This is a genomic window from Billgrantia kenyensis (assembly GCF_013697085.1).
Classification (GTDB): Bacteria; Pseudomonadota; Gammaproteobacteria; order Pseudomonadales; family Halomonadaceae; genus Halomonas; species Halomonas kenyensis.
The window spans coordinates 45,076-62,504 of the sequence record NZ_JACEFT010000019.1 but is presented as its reverse complement, the minus strand read 5'-3'; the positions used below and the strand labels follow the sequence as shown (position 1 = coordinate 62,504).

Genomic DNA, 17,429 nt, shown 5'->3' with positions numbered 1-17,429 from the left:
GAAGCCACCACCGATGCCGACTTCGCTTCACCGCACCCTCTTGCCGCTGACGTTTACCTTGCTGGCCACCCCCATCGCCATGGCCAACGAGCCGTTGAGGATAACGGGACCCCGCCTGGACGATCCTCAGGCGCCGCTTTTCACTGCCTTCACCGAAGCTACCGGTATCCCCGTCGAGCTGGTAATGCTCTCTCCGGATGAACTCAACGCGGCCATGGCAACTGAGGGCGAACCGCCGGTGGACGTCATCATGGTGGTCGACAGCAGCAATATCCAAGCTCAGCTGGAAGCAGGCGGGTTTCAGCCGTTCGAGTCGGAGTGGATCGAAACACGGGTGCCGGAGGCGCTGCGCAACCTCGAGGCAGGTTGGAGCGGTTATGCCACGCGGGCCCGCGTCATTTACGTCAATCCCGATAAGATCGATTGGACGCCGCAGAGCTACGAGGCGCTGGCGGACGAGCGTCTAACCGGCGAGCTGTGTCTGGGCAGTGGCCGCTCGCCCTACAACGTTTCACTGGTGAGTTCGATGATCCTGCATCATGGTGAAACCGAGGCCGAGCGCTGGGCGAAAGCACTGGTGGCCAATCTGGCCCAGCCTACCGGCGGCCGTGACGGCGAGCTGCTTCGTGCGGTGGCCGAGCCAGGCGACTGCGCCGTGACCGTGGCCAACCATTACTACTACCTGCGCATGCTAGAGTCCGATGATGAAGCAGAGAGGGTCCTGGCCGAGCAGCTCGAGCTTGTCTGGCCCAACCAGGAGGGAGACGGCCTTGCCGGTCGCGGTGCCTACCGTAACGTGGCCGGGTTTGGTATGGCCCGCGGCACGCCCCGCGCCGAAGCAGCCTTGCGCTTCCTCGAGCACACGGCGGGAGACGAGATACAGCAAGACGTCGCCGCAGGCATTTTCTACCCTGTCGTTGCTGAGGTGGGTGAAGCAAATGCACAGCGACGATTGGGCACAGCGCGCATGGATCCTGCATCCATGAGCGAGTTGGGCGAGCACGCCGAGGCGGCCCGTACGCTGCTCGAAAGAGTGAACTGGCAGTAACCCGCTTCCGCAGTAGCGCTTCCCTTCAGCCTGATGCCGGGCCCGATGCGATCGGGCCCGGCTTCGCCTTGGTGCAAGCGGCACGAAGCCGTTAAGCTTCAAGGCTTATTTGTCAGGAATCTCTCATGTCCGCCAACGCCTCCGCCAACAGCTTCCAGGCCCTGGTGCGCCTGCTGCGCTACGCGCGCGGCTACCGACGCCGCATCGTTGCCGCCACTACCTGCTCGGTGATCAACAAGATCTTCGACATCGCACCGGAGATTCTGATCGGCGTGGCCATCGACGTGGTGGTCAACCAGGAGCGCAGCTTCGTCGCCCGGCTCGGCTTCACTACGCCTCAGGAGCAGATCCTGGTGCTGGCCGTGCTGACCTTCTTCATCTGGGCCGGTGAGTCGATCTTCGAATATCTCTACAAGATCCTGTGGCGCAACCTGGCCCAGCGGCTCCAGGCTGACATGCGCCTGGATACCTACGAGCACGCCCAGCGCCTCGACATGGCCTATTTCGAATCGAAGAGTTCGGGCCAGCTGGTGGCCACCATGAACGATGACGTCAACCAGCTCGAGCGCTTCCTCGACGGCGGCGCCAACTCGCTGATCCAGGTCGGCGTCACCGTGGTGGCGGTGGGGGCGGTGTTCTTCATCATCTCACCGCTGATTGCGCTGCTCGCCTTCACGCCGATCCCGCTGATCATCTGGGGCGCCTTCTTCTTTCAGCGCAAGGCGGGGCCGCTCTACGCCGACGTGCGCGAGAAGGTGGGCGATCTCGCCAGCCGGCTCTCCAACAACCTCTCCGGCATCGCCACCATCAAGAGCTTTACCAGCGAGGCACGCGAGGCCGAGCGGCTGCGCCGAGTCAGCGAGGCCTACGTAGAAGCCAACCGCCGCGCCATCCGCGTCAGCTCCGCCTTCATTCCGGTGATCCGCATGGCGATCCTGGCCGGCTTCCTGGCCACTTTCACCGTGGGCGGCATGCTGGCACTGCGTGGCGACCTCAACGTGGGCGCCTACGGTGTGCTGGTGTTCCTCACCCAGCGCCTGCTGTGGCCGCTCACGGGCCTGGCCGAGGTGATCGACCTGTTCGAGCGAGCCATGGCCAGCACGCGGCGCATCCTCGATCTGCTCGCGGTGCCGATCACGGTGAAAGACAACGAAGGCAAGCCGCTGGCCGAGCCGGTGCGCGGTGAGGTCAGCTTCGAAGCGGTGAGCTTCCGCTACGCGACGAGCGGTGTCGGCGTCGATGGCATCAGCCTGCACGTTCCCGCCGGCAACACCCTGGCCCTGGTGGGCGCCACCGGCTCCGGCAAGTCGACCCTGATGAAGCTGCTGCTGCGCTTCTATGACCCCTCGGCCGGTGAGGTGCGCATCGATGGCCAGCCGATCGCCGAGGTCAGCCTCGAATCGCTGCGCCAGGCCATTGGCCTGGTGAGCCAGGACGTCTATCTGTTCGAGGGCTCGATCCGCGACAACATCGCCTACGGCCGGCCCGACGCCAGTGAGGCGGATGTCATCGAGGCGGCACGTACCGCCGAGGCGTGGGAGTTCATCCAGGCGCTGCCGCATGGGCTCGACACCCCTGTGGGCGAACGCGGCGTGCGCCTATCCGGCGGGCAGCGCCAGCGGCTATCTCTGGCTCGGGCACTGCTCAAGGACCCGCCGATCCTGGTGCTCGACGAAGCCACCAGCGCAGTGGACAACGAAACCGAAGCCGCCATCCAGCGCTCGCTGGCCAAGATCGGCCACGGCCGCACGGTGATCATGATTGCCCACCGCCTCTCCACCATCGTCCACGCCGACGAAATTGTGGTCATCGATGGCGGTCGGGTCGTGGAGCAGGGCACCCATGCTGAACTGCTCGACAGCGGTGGCCGCTACACCGCCCAGTGGAAGGTCCAGACCGGTGCGCTGGAGGAGAGCGCGGCGCTGACCTGAGGTGCAACCCGCGAGGCCAGGGCTGCCTGGCTTCGCCATGGCCCGGCTAGATACACAGGAGACCCTGGAAGTCGTCCAGCCCAGGTTAGGCGACAGGAGCTGCCGGCAGGCTATCAGGTAGCCCCAGGAGATTGTCCAGGGGCATGGGTCTGGCAAAGTAGAAGCCCTGCAGCAGGTCACAGTGGCGAGCGATCAGGTCTTGCTGCTGGGCGCGGCTCTCGACCCCTTCGGCGACGACGGCCAGGTTCATGTGATGGGCCATGGTAATGATGCCCTGCACCAGGCCGGCATTGCGCTGATCGGTAAGAATGTCTCGAATGAAGGCGCGATCCAGCTTGATCTTGTGAATGGGCAGGTCGCGCAGGTAGCTGAGGCTGGAGAAGCCGGTACCGAAATCATCGATCGACACCGCGATGCGCATCCCGCGCAGCGTGCGGATCATTTCGATGGCATGTTCGGCACCCTGCAGCAGGATGCTCTCGGTCACCTCCAGTTCGAGGAGTTCCGGCGGAAGGCCTGTATTGTCCAGCATTTGTTGAACTTCGGTGAGGAAGCCGTCACGGTGAAACTGCAATGACGAGATGTTGACCGCCACCGGGAACACTCGCTCGCCCCTGGCCTGCAAGTCGGCAAGGTCCTGACAGGCCTGTTGCAGCACCCAGCGCCCCAGGGGGATGATCTGGCCGGTCTGCTCGGCAAGGGGAATGAATATCCCGGGAGACACCAGGCCATGGCGCGGATGGTGCCACCTGACCAGGGCTTCGACGCTGCGGATCTCGCCGCTGGCGGCATCGACGATCGGCTGGTAGTAGAGTTCGAATTCATTCCCACGCAGTGCGCTGTGGATGTCATAGCGCAGCAGTACGTGCTCGTTGACGTTGCGTCTTTCCTCACCTCGGTACCATTGCCAGGTATTGCGGCCCTGCCGCTTGGCCGCTTCCATGGCCAGGTCGGCATGCTGGAGAAGCTCATGTGCCTGTTCGATTCCCTTGTCGCTGCAGACGACACCGATACTGGCACTGATGTGCAAGGGTCGATTATCGACCTCAAAAGGGTGCTCCAGAACCGCAAGGATACGCTCAGCGGCAGCAGCCACTTCCTCGCGAGCCGTGAGGTCAGGCAGGAGAAAGACGAATTCGTCCCCGGTAAGGCGAGCCAGGGTGTCGCCGGGGGCGAGCAATTGGCGCAGGCGGTCGGCAACGGCCACCAGCAGCTGGTTTCCCACGGGGTGCCCCAGGCCATCATTGATGGCCTTGAACCCGTCCAGGTCCAGATAAATCATCCCCAGCAAGCGCTGGGTTTTTCGGCACAGTCGAAACGCGTCCTCCAGCCGATCCTCCAGCGCCGTCTGATTGGGGAGGTCGGTGAGCAGGTCATGGGTGGCCTGATAGGCAATCTGGGCCTCCTGACTCAGCTGCTGAGTGATGTCCTCCTGAATCCCGATGAAGTGCGTGCAGCGACCGTGATCGTCGAACACGGGGCTGACGGCCAGGCGGTTCCAGAAGGGGGTGCCATCCTTGCGGTAATTGAGCAGCGTGACTTGCACATTGGTGTAGTCAGCCAAGGCTCGTCGGATGGCCCGGACGGTCTCGGCGCTGGTCTCGTTGCCTTGCAGGAATCGACAGTTCCTGCCGATCGCTTCCTCAGGGGCATAGCCCGTCAGCTGGCAGAAGGCCTCATTGACGTAGACGAGCGGCATGTCGTGCGAGGCTTCGGCCATGATCACCCCGTTGGGGCTGGTCTCGATGCCTCGCTGCAGCAGTCGCATTCTTGCCTCTTGCTGCTTGCGCAGGGTGATGTCACGGCAGATACCGTAGACACCGACGATCTCGCCTTCGACGATCACCGGGAAGTTCGTGACCTCCAGGTGAAAGGCCTGGCCGTCAGGATTGATCCCCACCGATTCGTAGTGGCGGGAGTCGCCGCCCATGGCGGCATCGAAGGCCGCTTGCGTCAGCTCACGATAGCCCGGGTCGATGAATTCACTGAAGTGACGGCCTATGAAAGCCTGCTCCGGGTAGCCGGAAATCCGCTCCAGCGCCTTGTTGCAGCGCTGGAAGCGTCCATCGAGATCGAACTCGTAAACGCCGTCAGGATGATTCACGAACAGGGAGCGATGCCACTCGGCCAAGGTGCGGTGCCGGTGGCTGTCACGATCCTTGATGATGGCCAGGGCGACAAGTGCCGCGGCTTGGCGCAGGCGCCGTTTGCTCAGTTCAGAGGGTGCCCTGGGCTCCCGATAATAGGTACCGAACGTGCCTAGCAGCTCGCCCTGAGTCGTTAGCACAGGGCTGGACCAGCAGGCGTGCAGGCCTTCGGCAAGCGCTTCGGTACGGAAGTCCTCCCAGCGCCGATCCGTCTGGATGTCTTCGGTAATCACCGGGCGTCGGAAATAAGCAGCGGTGCCGAAAGAGGCGACTTCTGCGCCGATGGGGACATCCTGCAGGCGTTGGAAGTAGCGATCCGAGAAGCGCCGGCTCGGATACAGGCTGAGGGAACAGCGTACAGGGTCGAAGCGCATGAAGGCGACGACGGCATCGGGAAGCAGAAAGCCGATCCAGTAGGCGATGGCATCCAGGGTCTGCTCCAGCGGGGCCTGCCGGGCGATCAGCTCATGAATCTTGTGCTGAGCCTCCAGCATGGGAAGATCGTCGTTCACGCATATGCCTCCATGCCGCATTCCTCCGACCGTTAGGAGGCTTAAGGGACGTTAGCACGATGGTGCAGGAATGGAGCGGGTCAGGCAACCCGGCCATGGGGGCCAAAGGACAATCGATCTCCATCAGCCGGAACCCCTTTCACAATCAGGTTCTACCTGTGGGACACATGAGCCGCTCTACCGCCTCGTTGGGTATCTAGAGGCGCTCGAACCGAAAGCCTCTCTTCCCGGGGGAAGGAAGCGTCGTCGGCATGACCCTTCGAGGTCACTCGCAGGGGGCAGCGTAGAGCGGTGGGGACAGGAAGGTCAGCTTTTTTCAGTCGCGCCGCTCATGTCCGGCCGAGCACGGTCTCCACGGCGTCACCCAGCCGGTCGACAATCTGGTGAAGCGCTTCACGACTGACGTTGTAAGGAGGCGCTAGCAGGATATGGTCGCCAGCCACCCCATCCACGGTTCCCGTGCCGGGGTAGACCATCAGCCCCCTGGCCCGGCATTCGCTGTCCACGGCTGCTGCAAGTCCGCGTGCACTGGGAAAGGGTTGCTTGCTACTCCGGTCGGCGACCATCTCAATCGCCTGCAGCAACCCACGGCCACGTATGTCGCCCACATGGGGATGGTGGCCGAGCCGAGCCTCGAGAAGATGGTGCAGGGTTTCTCCCTGACGTGCGACGTTGAGAGCGAGTCCATCTTGTTGGATCACCTTCTGCACTGCCAGAGCCGCGGCGCAGGCCACTGGATGAGCCATGAAAGTATGGCCATGCACGAACCTGCCGCTGCCTTCCGCAAAGGCCTGATGAACTTGCCGGGTGCACATCACAGCTGCAATCGACTGGTAGCCGCCGCCAAGCCCCTTGGCCAGGGTGACGATATCCGGCTGAATGCCTTCCGTTTCACAAGCGAGAAAGGGACCCGTGCGACTGGCGCCACACATGACTTCATCGAGGATCAGCAGTATTCCATAGCGATCACAGATCTCGCGGATGCGCTGGAAGTAGCCTGGAGCAGGTGGGACGGCACCACTGGTGGCACCTACCACGGTTTCAGCGATGAAGGCGGCGACCTTGTCCGAGCCAATTCTCAGGATCTCCTCCTCCAGCGCATCGGCGGCACGCTGACCATAGGCCAGGGGCGATTCATCCGGCCGGCGATGATGGTACTCGAAACAGGGCTCGATACGCGGCGACTCGACCATCATGGGCGCATAGGGCCGACTGCGAGCAACGTTCCCTCCGCGTGCCAGCGCTCCAAGCGTATTACCGTGATAGCTCTGCAGGCGTGAGATCACGACATGCCGACCGGCGTCACCACGCTCGATGTGGAACTGTCGTGCCAGCTTGAGTGCGGCTTCAACGGCCTCGCTGCCGCTGCCGACGAACTGCACTTTTTCCAGGGCAAGCGGGGTGGCGCGACACAGAAAAGCCGCCAGCTCTTCTGCCGCTTCGCTGGTGAAGGATACGTTGTGGGCGTAGTCCAGTGCGGCGGCCTGCTGGCGAATGGCCTCGACCACGCGCGGTTCGCCATGGCCGATGCAGGACACGGCGGCACCTCCGCTGGCATCAAGGTAGCGTTTACCCGTCGAATCGACGATCTCGATGCCCGAGGCACCCACGGCCAGCGGGGGAACGGAGTTAGCCAACCGGTGGAAGACATGACTGGTGGAAGCTGAGGTCAACACGTCGATTCCCTATCCATTCAAGTGGTTGTAGGTGCCGGAGGCGTATAGTTCGTGCTCGATCCGGGCGATACGCTCCGAGGCCGTATCGCCGAGATGTGCCAGCAACGCCACCACCAGGCTCTCGACCAGTGCATTCGCGGCGGTGATCGAGGGGAAGAAGGAAGGACTCTCGGGTGAGAAGAGCAGCACGGTGTCCGCGTGGGGAGTCAACGGCGTTCCCCGGCTGTCCGACAGGCAGATCAGGCCTGCCCCGGAACGCTTGACGGTGTCCGCGATATGGTTGATCTCACGGCTGTAGGGTTGGAAGTTGATCGACAGCACCACGTCGTCGCTACGCAGCGTCGACAGCTCGGTCACCAGCGAGGTGGCTTCACTGCCCAGCAAAAAAACATTGTCGCGCAGCATGCGGCAGAGATAGGCGAAGGTATGGCCCGGCCCTCGGCAGCTCATGAAAGCGGAAATGTAGACCCTGTTGGCGCGAGCCAGGCGTTCTGCCGCTTCATGAAAGCTCTCGGCCGAGTTGACCGATGCCGTATGTTCGAGATTGGCCAGGTGCGACTTGAAGGCTTCCGCCAATAGCTCGCTCTCGCCCTCCCGCGCCAGTACGGCGGACGCCTTGCGCGCATAGGCGGCAGGCATCGTACGCAGGTGAGCGGCATGAATCATGCGAATGTCCGACCAGTTGGCGAAGCCCAGGTGTCGCGATAGCCTGACCAGGGTTGCTGGAGACACCCCGGCGCGTCCCGCCAGGTCGCGCATGGAGAAGATCACCACATCGTCGGGGTTGTCGAGCACGTAACGCGCCCCATCGGTCAGCCGCCGCGGCATGGCTGGAATCTCGACGAGCATTCGTTCCTGCAGTTCTTCGAGTGTCACGCTTCGCTCCGTGTACGGCTGGTAGTGGTATCTAGCGGCTCTCCCAGCTCGAAACGAGCCGGAGGCAGGTTGCGATACGGCAAGGCAGCGGTATCCGCCATGGCCGGGCCTGCCACTTCGACCTGATGGATCTCGTCGAAGGCGCTGCCCAGGGCGGCGCGAAAATGGTTCTTGGCCTTCGCCAGCAGCAGGGGAATCTCTTCGGGATCCATACCGTGCAGGCGGAAATACTCCGCGTCGTTGGGCGATTGGCACACCGACGTCACGATGATGCTGAGTGGGCCGGTGCGGATGACCGCGGTGGGCCCCAGGTCGACGGTCACGCCTCGCTCCATGGGGCCACTGTTGACGAAGCGGCCTGCCGTCAGGAGAGCGACCTCAACCTGGCAAGTCACCGGTTCGCCGAAGCGGCGATCGTGGCGTCCGCCCAGCGTCACGCTCAACCGGGTGCCTTCGCCCTGCTCGTGAAGATGGGCAACGAGGGCGGGGTCATGGAAGAATGCCAGCACCGAGCCTGGCGGCAGTTCGTGCCGCAGGGCGGCCGCGAGCAGCCCGGGGGTATCGGCCATACCGCCCGAGAGCGGGTTGTCAGCCGGGTCGAGCACGGCGACTCGCCGCCCGGAGCACCAAGGCTGTCGTGCCAGGCACTCATCGGCCGAGGGCAGGGCCGGGCAAAATGCGGCACGCCGGCAGAACATGTACTGGGCAAGCGCATTGCCGACCCGCTGGGCACGGGCGTCGTCGGTGGTCGTCACCAGGGCGCCGGCATCGGTTGCCGGCAAGTCGGCATAGGCAAAGCTGGCATAGGGATAAACGCCCAGGATCGCGTCACCCTCTTTGCGTTCCAGTGCCAGCGCCTCTGCTTCTATGTCCGCCATTGGCCCGTCACCATCGGTGCGCATGTTGAAGCTGGGTAGTACCCGCCCGATCCGGTGCATGAGGACCCGGCTGCGCACGCCTCTCATCACGTTCATGGCCAAGAGGTCGAGGGCGCGCTTGGCGGCTCGGTCCATATCGACATGCGGATAAGTGCGATAGACGGTTGCCACGTTCAGGGCCGAGACCAGGGTCTCGGTCGGGCAGCAGTGCATATCGAACGAGGCGGCGATGGGCAGGGTGGGAAACCGCTGCCTAAGCCGCTGCAGCAGGGTCGTCTCAGGCGCAAGATCCCCGGTACCGCTACAGGCTCCATGGAGAGACAAGTAGAGTCCATCCACCGAGTCGAAATTAGGATCGCTGACGATTTCATCGATGATGGCGTCAAGCAGGGCCTGCTCTACCGGGCCGCCCGGTGGCGCCGAGGCACAGCGTGAAACAACCAGGGTGACATCGTCCCGCCCTGCTGCCCACTCAATCGCACCACCCAGCTCCGTGGAGGTGTCGCGGTAGTGCGCGATGGCGGCACTGCCTTTAAGCCATTCACGGGCCAGGAACTCTTCACGGCCGACCCGCGTCGACGAAAAGGAGTTGGCCTCATGCCAGAGACGCGCAACGCCAATTATCATTGCTCCGCTCCTTTTTCATGTCCCATGGGCTCATGCATGTGCCGGCTCAGCGACCTGTGCCGCCACTTCATCCAGGCAGCTCGATAAAATATCGACGAGTGTGGCGATCTCGTCTGTGGTGATCACCAGCGGGGGAGCAAAGACCAGGCCATCCCGCACTGCCCGGGTGACCAGCCCGTGTTCGAAGCAGAGGTTGCGTACTCGCGTCGCCAGGGTACCGGATGGCAGGTCACGGGTTCCCGGCATATTTTCGGGGTTGAGCTCCACGGCAGCCATGGCGCCCAGCGTCCTGACTTCGCCGACCAGCGCATGGTCAGCCAGCCGGCCGAGCCCGGTGGCCAGCGCAGGCCCTACCGTGTCGTGTACATGCTCGACCAGGCCCTCGCGCTCGATGATGTTGAGATTTTCCAGCGCTACAGCCGCGGCGACCGGGTGCCCCGAATAGGTAAACCCATGGGGGAAGCGGCCGGGGCGTTCGAGCAAGGGCGCGACCACTCGCTCGCCTACCGCCACGGCGGAGATCGGCTGGTAGCCGGAAGAGAGTCCCTTGGCCATGGTCACGATATCGGGGCGAATGTCGAAAGTCTGGGCACCGAACCAGTTACCGGTTCTACCGAAGCCGCAAACCACTTCATCGCAGATCAGCAGGATGTCGTAGCGCCGGCATATGTCCTGCACACGTTGCCAGTAACCGGCCGGCGGAACAATCACGCCGCCGGCCCCCATGACGGGCTCGCCAATGAAGGCGGCAACCCGTTCCGGACCGGCAGCAAGAATCGCCTCTTCCACCCAACGTGCCGCCACTTCGGCGAAGTGCTCCTGCTCCATCGCCTTGCCGCTCTCCCAGGCGTAGGGAGCCCCGACATGGACCACGTCGGGAATCGGAACGCCCGGGATGTCATGCATGCTGCTCATTCCGCCCAGGCTGGCCGCCGCGATAGTGCTGCCATGGTAAGCGTGGCGGCGACTGACAATCACACGGCGCTCGGGTTGCCCCAGCGCTTGCCAATAGTGGCGCACCAGTCGTAAAGCGGTGTCGTTCGCCTCCGAGCCGGAGTTGGCAAAAAAGACATGCTCTAGCCCTTCGGGAAGGAGGCCGGTCAGCTTGGCCGAGAGCTCAATGACAGGTTCGTGGCTGGTCTGGAAGAACGTATTGTAGTAGGGCAATCGGTTTATCTGACGCTGCGCCACCCGTCCTAGCTCATGGCGGCCATAGCCCACATTGACACACCATAGCCCGGCCATGCCGTCGAGCAGCTTCCGTCCCTGCGTGTCCCATAGCCATACGCCTTCGCCATGAGTGATGATGCGCGGCCCACCCTCTGCGGCCAGCTGACGGTGATCGGTAAAGGGGTGAAGGTGGTGGTCCAGGTCTTGCTGCCTGAGTGCTTCGCTGGCGGCAAAAGGCATATTCATGGGGTTTCCTCGTTGTTATTCGTGATCGATGGGGTCAAGCGGCCAGACCGGACGCCGTAACTGCCGGTAGGGCAGGCTGGCGAGACGCATCGAGGCAATCCCACCGGCGTCCACCAATTGGTAACTTTGTGCCAGCGGTGCGAAGGCGGCGCGGCAGTGATTGCGGCTCTTGAGTGCGAGCAGGCGCACGTTGGCGGGCTCGATACCGAAGAGCCTGAGCAGGTTGCGGTCGGTGACGGCGAGAGCCCGACTGGTCACGATGACGTCGATGTCATCTACACCGCCGATACGAAGCCGAGCGCTCGGTCCCAGTGACTGTCTCGTACCGGTCCACATCGGGCCTTCACAAGTGAAGAGGCCATCCGAGAGACACACGACTTCGGCTTCGACTTCCATCGGCGGGGTTAGCTCAGGTGCCCAGCGGCCGCCCAGCGTGAACGTGCCATGTGCCCCCACCCCCAGTGCCTCGGCCCTGGCCACGCTGCACTCATCGCACAGCGTGGCGAACACGGTACGGGTGGCCTTGGCTTCGACCAACGCGCGGAGCAGCATCGGCGAATCACCATAAGCGCCCCCCGAGGGGTTGTCGGCAAAATCAGCCAGCACCACGGGGCCTTCTCCGGGAGCGCGCATGGCCTCGGCCACCGCCTGTTTGGCATCGGGGTAGTCAAGTTCGACGGTGTGAATGAGCGCTTCGTAACGACGGGAGAAAAAGTCGGCGACGGCTGCACAGCGCTGCGGGTCGCTGCCACTGACCACGACGCTTGGCCCGGCATAGGGAAAATCGCTCCAGGGAAAACCGATCTGCAGGCTGACACAGGCGATGCCGGGCTCCGCTTCGAAAGCCTCCGCCTCAGCCAGCAACTCATTCATCGGTCCTGGGGGCGAGGTGCGGCCATGTGCTGCCGTATCCAGCAGAGCCGGTTGGCGCAGCGCGCTGGTGAAGGTGGCGCCCTCAAGCCGCTCGGCCAGCAGCTGCGCGCCCCGCCGCCCCGTATCGAACTGGTCGACATGTGGGTAGCTGCGATAGGCAACCAGAGCATCGCTTGCCGCCACCATGCGTGGTGAGACGTTGGCATGCATGTCCAGGGTGGCCACGATGGGAGTGTTTTCTCCTACCGCGTTCCGGATCGACTCCAGCAGAACGGCTTCGGCGTCCGGTTCGCTCTCGGTCATCATGGCCCCATGCAGCCCGAGAAGTACGCCATCCACAGGCGCTGCGGCCATCAGCCTGGCAAGCAGGTCTGCCAGCAATTCGCTCCACGCTTCCTGAGCCAGCGGCCCCGAAGGGGCGCAGGTCGCGGCCACCAGGGGCACCGTCTGCCAGCCCTGCTGCCGAGCCTCATCGAGGAAGCCGGCAATCTCGGTATTGGTGTGCGCCAAGTCCCACAGCTCCTCGCCGCGCAGCAGGTAGCGCGTACCGAAATCCTCCAGCCGGGTGGCGCGCCGGTTGAAGCTGTTGGTCTCATGCATCACGCAGCCAATAGCCACGCGTCTGGCTTGCCGGCTCATAGTGCCACCCAAGTGGACTTCAGGTGAGTCACGTTGTCGAAGGCATGCAGCGACTTGTCGCGGCCGAGCCCCGACTCCTTCATGCCGCCGAAGGGCACGCTCATGTCGCCGGCACGGATCGCATTGATCCAGACGGTGCCGGCTTCCAGAGCCTGCTCCATGCGGAATGCGGTGGAGAGGTCACGAGTCCATACCGCCGCGGCCAGACCATAGCGACTGTCGTTGGCAAGTTGCACCGCCTCCTCGGCGGTTTCCACCGTCAACACGCACAGCACAGGGCCGAAAATCTCCTCGCTGGCAATCTCCATGCGATTGGAAACCTCATCGAGGACGGTGGGAGGGTAGAAGGTTTCTGCTGTCAGGCCGGTCAGGGGTTCGCCCCCGATCAGCACACGGGCGCCCTGATGGCGGGCGCGATCGACGTAACCCGAAACCGTACGACAGTGCTCGGGCGAGATCAGCGCTCCCATGCGCGTGTCCGGATCGAGTGGATTGCCAGGCGCGAAATCCCTGGCAGCCTCGAGCAGTGCTTCGAGGAAGCGCTCCCTGATCCCGCTTTGGACGATCAAGCGGGAACCGGCATTGCAGATTTCGCCTTGATTGAAGAAGATCGCCGCGGCGCTCGCGCGGGCAGCGGCGTCGATATCGGGGCAGTCATCAAGCACGATGTTGGCTGACTTGCCGCCGCACTCAAGCGATACCTTCTTCATGTTGGAGTCGCCGGCGTAGCGCAGGAACGCCTTGCCTACCGCCGTCGAGCCGGTAAAACTGAGTGCCTGTACGTCGGGGTGCAGGCCAAGTGCCTGGCCGGCCTCCTCGCCGAAGCCGGGCACCACATTGAGCACGCCCTTCGGCAGCCCTGCGCGCTGGGCCAGACGAGCGAAACGCAGCAGAGAGAGGGGCGACTGCTCGGCGGGCTTGATCACGACGCTGTTTCCCGCCGCCAGGGCGGGTGCCAGCTTGGTCATCGCCATGACCAGCGGAAAATTCCAGGGAACCACCGCGGCTACCACCCCGACCGGAACGCGTCGCACAGTGGCAAGCGTGCCGGTAGCGGTCGGGGCCACCTCGCCGTAGACCTTATCGATGGCCTCGGCATACCAGCGCAGGCAGCGTTCCGCCGCCGGCACATCTACCGTGAGACTGTCACGGATCGGCTTGCCGACATCCAGGGTTTCCGTGAGGGCGAACGCATCCGCCTCGGCCTGAAGCATATCGGCGATCTTGAGCAGCACGTCCCTGCGCCGTGCCGGGGAAGCCTGTGACCAGTCGCCTTGCTGAAAGGCCCGGCGAGCCGCCGCTACGGCAGCATCGACATCTTCTCCATCACAGCGAGCCACCTCGACCAGAACTTCGCCAGTGGCCGGGTTGGAGGAGGCGAAGCGTCGTCCGGAGTTTGACGGCACGAAGCCACCGTCGATGAAGGCATCACGCTCGAACTCGAGCTGTCCGACACGTGCTTGCCATTCGCTGAGAGAGGTATCACTAACGGAAGTGGTCATGGTTTGCCTTCTTTCCTGTCTCATGAGCGGCCGGCGGCCAACCTGCGCTCCATGGCCAGCACGCCCTGGCCAAGGGTGAATGTCATCGCCAGATAGATGAGTGCTGCCATCGACAGGATCTCGATCGGCATGTAGGTCTCGGCGACCAGGTTGCGAGCAACACCGGTGATATCCAGCAGGGTCACTGTGGAAGCCAGTGAACTCGCCTTCACCATCAGGATCATTTCATTGCCATAGGCGGGAAGTGAATGTCGCAGCGCTTGAGGCCAGACGATCCGCACGAAGGTAGTCGTAGGCGTCATGCCGCAGGCCCTTGCTGCTTCGATCTGGCCGGATGGCACCGCCTGGATGCCGCCACGAATGACCTCCGCCGTGTAGGCCCCGGTATTGAGAGAGAAGGCGATCAGGGCACACCAGTAGGGCTGACGCAGGATGGGCCACAGAGCGCTTTCGCGCACGAAGTCGAACTGCGAGAGCCCGTAATAGACGAGAAATATCTGCACCAGCAGCGGCGTGCCGCGAAAGAAAAAGATGTAGCTTACGGCGATGGAGCGGAGCAGGGCGTTGCCGTGAAGCCTTGCCAGTGCCGTGGGCAAAGCGATGCAGAACCCGATCAGCAACGCCGCTACCACCAGTTCCAGGGTGACCCAGACCCCCTGCAGCAGGGCGGGGAGGCTTTCGATCATCAGCGAGACGTTCATACGGCACTCCTGGCTATCACGCCGCGGTTGGCTCGCTGCTCCAGCTTGCGCTGAACCAGCATGACAATAGCCGTGAGGCCCAGATAGATGAGCGCGGCGGTAAGAAAGAAGGTGAAGGGCTGCTTGGTGTATCCCACTGCCACTTCGGTACGGCGCATTAGTTCATCCAGTCCGATGACCGAGACCAGCGCCGTTTCCTTGAGGATGATGAGGAAAGTATTGCCAAGCCCAGGCAGGGCGTACCGCCATACTTGGGGCAGGACGATGCGCCAGCCTATGGTCAACGAGGTCATGCCGCAGGCACGGGCAGCCTCCACCTGGCCCTTCGGCACTGCCAGGATGGCACCGCGCAGAATTTCCGTGCCGTAGGCACCAAAGGTGAGGGAGAGGGCGGCAACGCCGGCCGCGAAAGCCGAGACATCAATATATCGGTCATAGCCCAGTTGGCGCGCCACGGCGTTGACGATCACCACGCCACCAAAATAGATAAAGAGTATGACCACCAGCTCGGGAATGCCGCGAAACAGCGTTGTATAGACGCCGGCAGCAAAGCGCAGCAGGCGAAAATCCGAGAGTTTCATCGCTGCCCCCAGCAGGCTGAAGCCTAGCCCAAGGACCAGCGAAATCAGAGCGAGCTGAACCGTCACCCACGTGCCTTGCAGCAGCAGGTGTCCAAAACCGAACAAGTCGAACATGGGGCTACCCGATTCTTCTGTCGCCCGGGGAAATGATCCGCTCCCCGGGCGACATGGCTATCATTGCGGACGAATGGAGAAGGGGAAGTAGCTCGCGCTGATGTCGTCGTAGACACCATTCTCCAAAATCGTGGCAAGCGCCGTATCGAGTCGCTCGAGCAATTCGGGGTTGTTCTTGTTGACGGCAATGCCGGCCCCTTCACCGATGTAGTCCACATCAAGCACCGGCTCACCCTTGATCTCATAGGCGCCCTTGCCATGCTCGTTGATCCACTCCTGCATGAGCACAGCCTGGCCGACGACACCATCGAGGCGTCCGGACTGGAGGTCGAGGTTGTGGTTTTCCACCGTGTCGTAGTTGTTGACCGTGGCCTCGGGATACTCCCCTGCCAGCAGGTTGGCGTAGGTAGTGGCACGCTGAACGCCGATGACCTTGCCGTCCAGCCTGCCCGGCTCGAAGGCGATATCGCTGTCGACGGGCGCTACCAAGGCGGCACCGACCTGATAGTAGGGCCGGGTAAAATTGACCGCCTCCTTGCGCCTCTCGGTTATCGACATGGAAGCCACGATGGCATCGTAACGGCCCGTGACCAACCCAGGAATGATGCCGTCCCAAGCCTGGGCGATGATTTCACAATCTGCCTGCATTTCCTCGCATAACGCTTTGGCAATGTCGACATCGAAGCCCTTCAGTTCTCCGCTCTCATCGATGTAGTTGAACGGGGGGTAGGCCCCCTCGGTGGCAATGCGAATGGTGTCGGCCTGTGCAGCGCTGACCACCATGGAACCGGCTATGATGCTCAGGGAAAGCAGCTTGGTTTGCATTGGAATACCCTCCTGATTGGATTTGTTATTACTTAGGTAACGGCTATTACAGCCGGGACAGGAACTGTCGGCAGCGCTCCGAATTGGGGTTGCCGAACACTTGCTCGGGTGGCCCTTGCTCCTCGACACGTCCCTCGTGAAAGAACATGACGTGGGAAGAGACTTCGCGTGCGAAGCGCATCTCATGCGTGACCACGATCATGGTGCAGCCTTCTTCGGCCAGCAGTTGCATGACGCGAAGTACTTCCCCCACCAGTTCGGGGTCAAGGGCTGACGTGGGCTCGTCAAAGAGAAGTGCCGCGGGTTCCATGGCCAGAGCGCGGGCGATGGCGGCACGTTGCTGTTGGCCACCGGAGAGCTGGGCGGGGTAGCTGTCACGCTTGTCAGTCAACCCGACCTTGTCGAGGAGGGCTTCGGCCCTTTCGATGGCTTCGGCCCGGCTCAGCCCCTGCACGCGCATGGGGGCTTCGATGAGGTTTTGCAGAATGGTGAAATGCGTCCACAAGTTGAAGTCCTGGAACACCATCCCGAGTTCGGACCGGATGCGGCGCAGCTGTCGCCTGTCGGTAGGCTCCAGGCCCTGTTTGCCAGGACGCAAGCCGACCTCTTCCCCGGCCACCCGTATGGATCCTGCGTCGGGCCGCTCCAGCAGGTTCAGGCAGCGCAGGAAGGTGGACTTCCCCGATCCCGACGAGCCGATGATCGAGACCACATCCCCTCGCTTCGCCGACAGATCGACGCCGCGCAACACCTGCAATTCTCCAAAACTCTTCTCGATGCCACGAATATCCAGGGCAAGCGATGCCGCGGTTTCCGCCATGGGATGCTCCATCTTGTTGTTCTCCCCTAGACGCTGAATGTCCAAAGCGCCATCCTGGCACAATTGTTTCTCACGATAGAGAAAAAAACAAATGTTTTTTTCTGGCTCGTTCCAACCCATACGAAGCTGATAGCGGTGCTGCACTACTGCTCCGCTGCAAGACAGGCAATATCCGTGAGCTCTCAAGGGGAGGTAGCGAAGGCTAAGCCCAACTGCTGGTACAGGACATGACAGGCCTGCCGCCAGTCAGGCGACATTGTGCA

13 protein-coding genes are annotated in these 17,429 nt (G+C 62.8%); 2 read left to right on the top strand and 11 right to left on the bottom strand.

Annotated elements, in window-relative coordinates; genetic code table 11:
• Positions 1 to 13 precede the first annotated feature (13 nt).
• Both H1D44_RS14475 and H1D44_RS14470 read left to right on the top strand, forming a co-directional pair.
• Positions 14 to 1,048, top strand: a complete 1,035-nt coding sequence (locus tag H1D44_RS14475; protein ID WP_181515567.1) for an extracellular solute-binding protein — start codon at positions 14 to 16, stop codon at positions 1,046 to 1,048.
• A 125-nt stretch (positions 1,049 to 1,173) separates the two neighbouring features.
• The gene (locus H1D44_RS14470) at positions 1,174 to 2,979 is read left to right on the top strand and encodes an ABC transporter ATP-binding protein (protein WP_181515566.1); all 1,806 of its coding nucleotides are present in this window, start codon (positions 1,174 to 1,176) and stop codon (positions 2,977 to 2,979) included.
• Between the two features lie 85 nt (positions 2,980 to 3,064).
• On the opposite strand, the gene H1D44_RS14465 is transcribed toward H1D44_RS14470, so the two are convergent.
• From H1D44_RS14465 to H1D44_RS14415, 11 genes are all read right to left on the bottom strand, one after another.
• The gene (locus H1D44_RS14465; protein ID WP_181515565.1) at positions 3,065 to 5,638 is read right to left on the bottom strand and encodes an EAL domain-containing protein; all 2,574 of its coding nucleotides are present in this window, start codon (positions 5,636 to 5,638) and stop codon (positions 3,065 to 3,067) included.
• Between the two features lie 329 nt (positions 5,639 to 5,967).
• Entirely contained in the window at positions 5,968 to 7,314 is a 1,347-nt protein-coding gene (locus H1D44_RS14460; protein WP_238984449.1) for an aspartate aminotransferase family protein, read from the bottom strand.
• Between the two features lie 9 nt (positions 7,315 to 7,323).
• On the bottom strand, positions 7,324 to 8,190 hold the full coding sequence (locus H1D44_RS14455) for an SIS domain-containing protein (RefSeq protein WP_181515564.1): 867 nt from the start codon (positions 8,188 to 8,190) through the stop codon (positions 7,324 to 7,326).
• On the bottom strand, positions 8,187 to 9,695 hold the full coding sequence (locus tag H1D44_RS14450) for a M81 family metallopeptidase (protein WP_181515563.1): 1,509 nt from the start codon (positions 9,693 to 9,695) through the stop codon (positions 8,187 to 8,189). The genes H1D44_RS14455 and H1D44_RS14450 overlap by 4 nt, the downstream gene beginning before the upstream one ends.
• A gap of 30 nt (positions 9,696 to 9,725) precedes the next feature.
• The gene (locus tag H1D44_RS14445; protein WP_181515562.1) at positions 9,726 to 11,111 is read right to left on the bottom strand and encodes an aminotransferase; all 1,386 of its coding nucleotides are present in this window, start codon (positions 11,109 to 11,111) and stop codon (positions 9,726 to 9,728) included.
• 15 nt (positions 11,112 to 11,126) lie between these two features.
• The gene (locus tag H1D44_RS14440) at positions 11,127 to 12,623 is read right to left on the bottom strand and encodes a M81 family metallopeptidase (protein WP_181515561.1); all 1,497 of its coding nucleotides are present in this window, start codon (positions 12,621 to 12,623) and stop codon (positions 11,127 to 11,129) included.
• Positions 12,620 to 14,125 carry an aldehyde dehydrogenase family protein gene (locus H1D44_RS14435; RefSeq protein WP_181515560.1) on the bottom strand — a complete coding sequence of 502 codons (1,506 nt, stop codon included), beginning with the start codon at positions 14,123 to 14,125 and terminating at the stop codon, positions 12,620 to 12,622. The genes H1D44_RS14440 and H1D44_RS14435 overlap by 4 nt, the downstream gene beginning before the upstream one ends.
• Positions 14,126 to 14,145: 20 nt before the next feature.
• Positions 14,146 to 14,826, bottom strand: coding sequence for an ABC transporter permease (locus H1D44_RS14430; protein ID WP_181515559.1), 681 nt, complete (start codon positions 14,824 to 14,826; stop codon positions 14,146 to 14,148).
• Positions 14,823 to 15,521, bottom strand: coding sequence for an ABC transporter permease (locus H1D44_RS14425; RefSeq protein WP_181515558.1), 699 nt, complete (start codon positions 15,519 to 15,521; stop codon positions 14,823 to 14,825). Before H1D44_RS14425 ends, H1D44_RS14430 begins: the two co-directional genes overlap by 4 nt.
• Positions 15,522 to 15,581: 60 nt before the next feature.
• Positions 15,582 to 16,346, bottom strand: coding sequence for a transporter substrate-binding domain-containing protein (locus H1D44_RS14420; RefSeq protein ID WP_220128107.1), 765 nt, complete (start codon positions 16,344 to 16,346; stop codon positions 15,582 to 15,584).
• A 46-nt stretch (positions 16,347 to 16,392) separates the two neighbouring features.
• Positions 16,393 to 17,166 carry an ABC transporter ATP-binding protein gene (locus H1D44_RS14415; protein WP_181515586.1) on the bottom strand — a complete coding sequence of 258 codons (774 nt, stop codon included), beginning with the start codon at positions 17,164 to 17,166 and terminating at the stop codon, positions 16,393 to 16,395.
• Positions 17,167 to 17,429 lie beyond the last annotated feature (263 nt).

What these genes read in the sequence shown, in the direction of transcription:
- H1D44_RS14440 (WP_181515561.1), bottom strand. Translation starts at nt 12,623, where the DNA reads ATGAGCCGGCAAGCCAGACGCGTGGCTATTGGCTGCGTGATGCATGAG.
- H1D44_RS14470 (WP_181515566.1), top strand. Translation starts at nt 1,174, where the DNA reads ATGTCCGCCAACGCCTCCGCCAACAGCTTCCAGGCCCTGGTGCGCCTG.
- H1D44_RS14435 (WP_181515560.1), bottom strand. Translation starts at nt 14,125, where the DNA reads ATGACCACTTCCGTTAGTGATACCTCTCTCAGCGAATGGCAAGCACGT.
- H1D44_RS14420 (WP_220128107.1), bottom strand. Translation starts at nt 16,346, where the DNA reads ATGCAAACCAAGCTGCTTTCCCTGAGCATCATAGCCGGTTCCATGGTG.
- H1D44_RS14430 (WP_181515559.1), bottom strand. Translation starts at nt 14,826, where the DNA reads ATGAACGTCTCGCTGATGATCGAAAGCCTCCCCGCCCTGCTGCAGGGG.
- H1D44_RS14450 (WP_181515563.1), bottom strand. Translation starts at nt 9,695, where the DNA reads ATGATAATTGGCGTTGCGCGTCTCTGGCATGAGGCCAACTCCTTTTCG.
- H1D44_RS14415 (WP_181515586.1), bottom strand. Translation starts at nt 17,166, where the DNA reads ATGGCGGAAACCGCGGCATCGCTTGCCCTGGATATTCGTGGCATCGAG.
- H1D44_RS14445 (WP_181515562.1), bottom strand. Translation starts at nt 11,111, where the DNA reads ATGAATATGCCTTTTGCCGCCAGCGAAGCACTCAGGCAGCAAGACCTG.
- H1D44_RS14475 (WP_181515567.1), top strand. Translation starts at nt 14, where the DNA reads ATGCCGACTTCGCTTCACCGCACCCTCTTGCCGCTGACGTTTACCTTG.
- H1D44_RS14425 (WP_181515558.1), bottom strand. Translation starts at nt 15,521, where the DNA reads ATGTTCGACTTGTTCGGTTTTGGACACCTGCTGCTGCAAGGCACGTGG.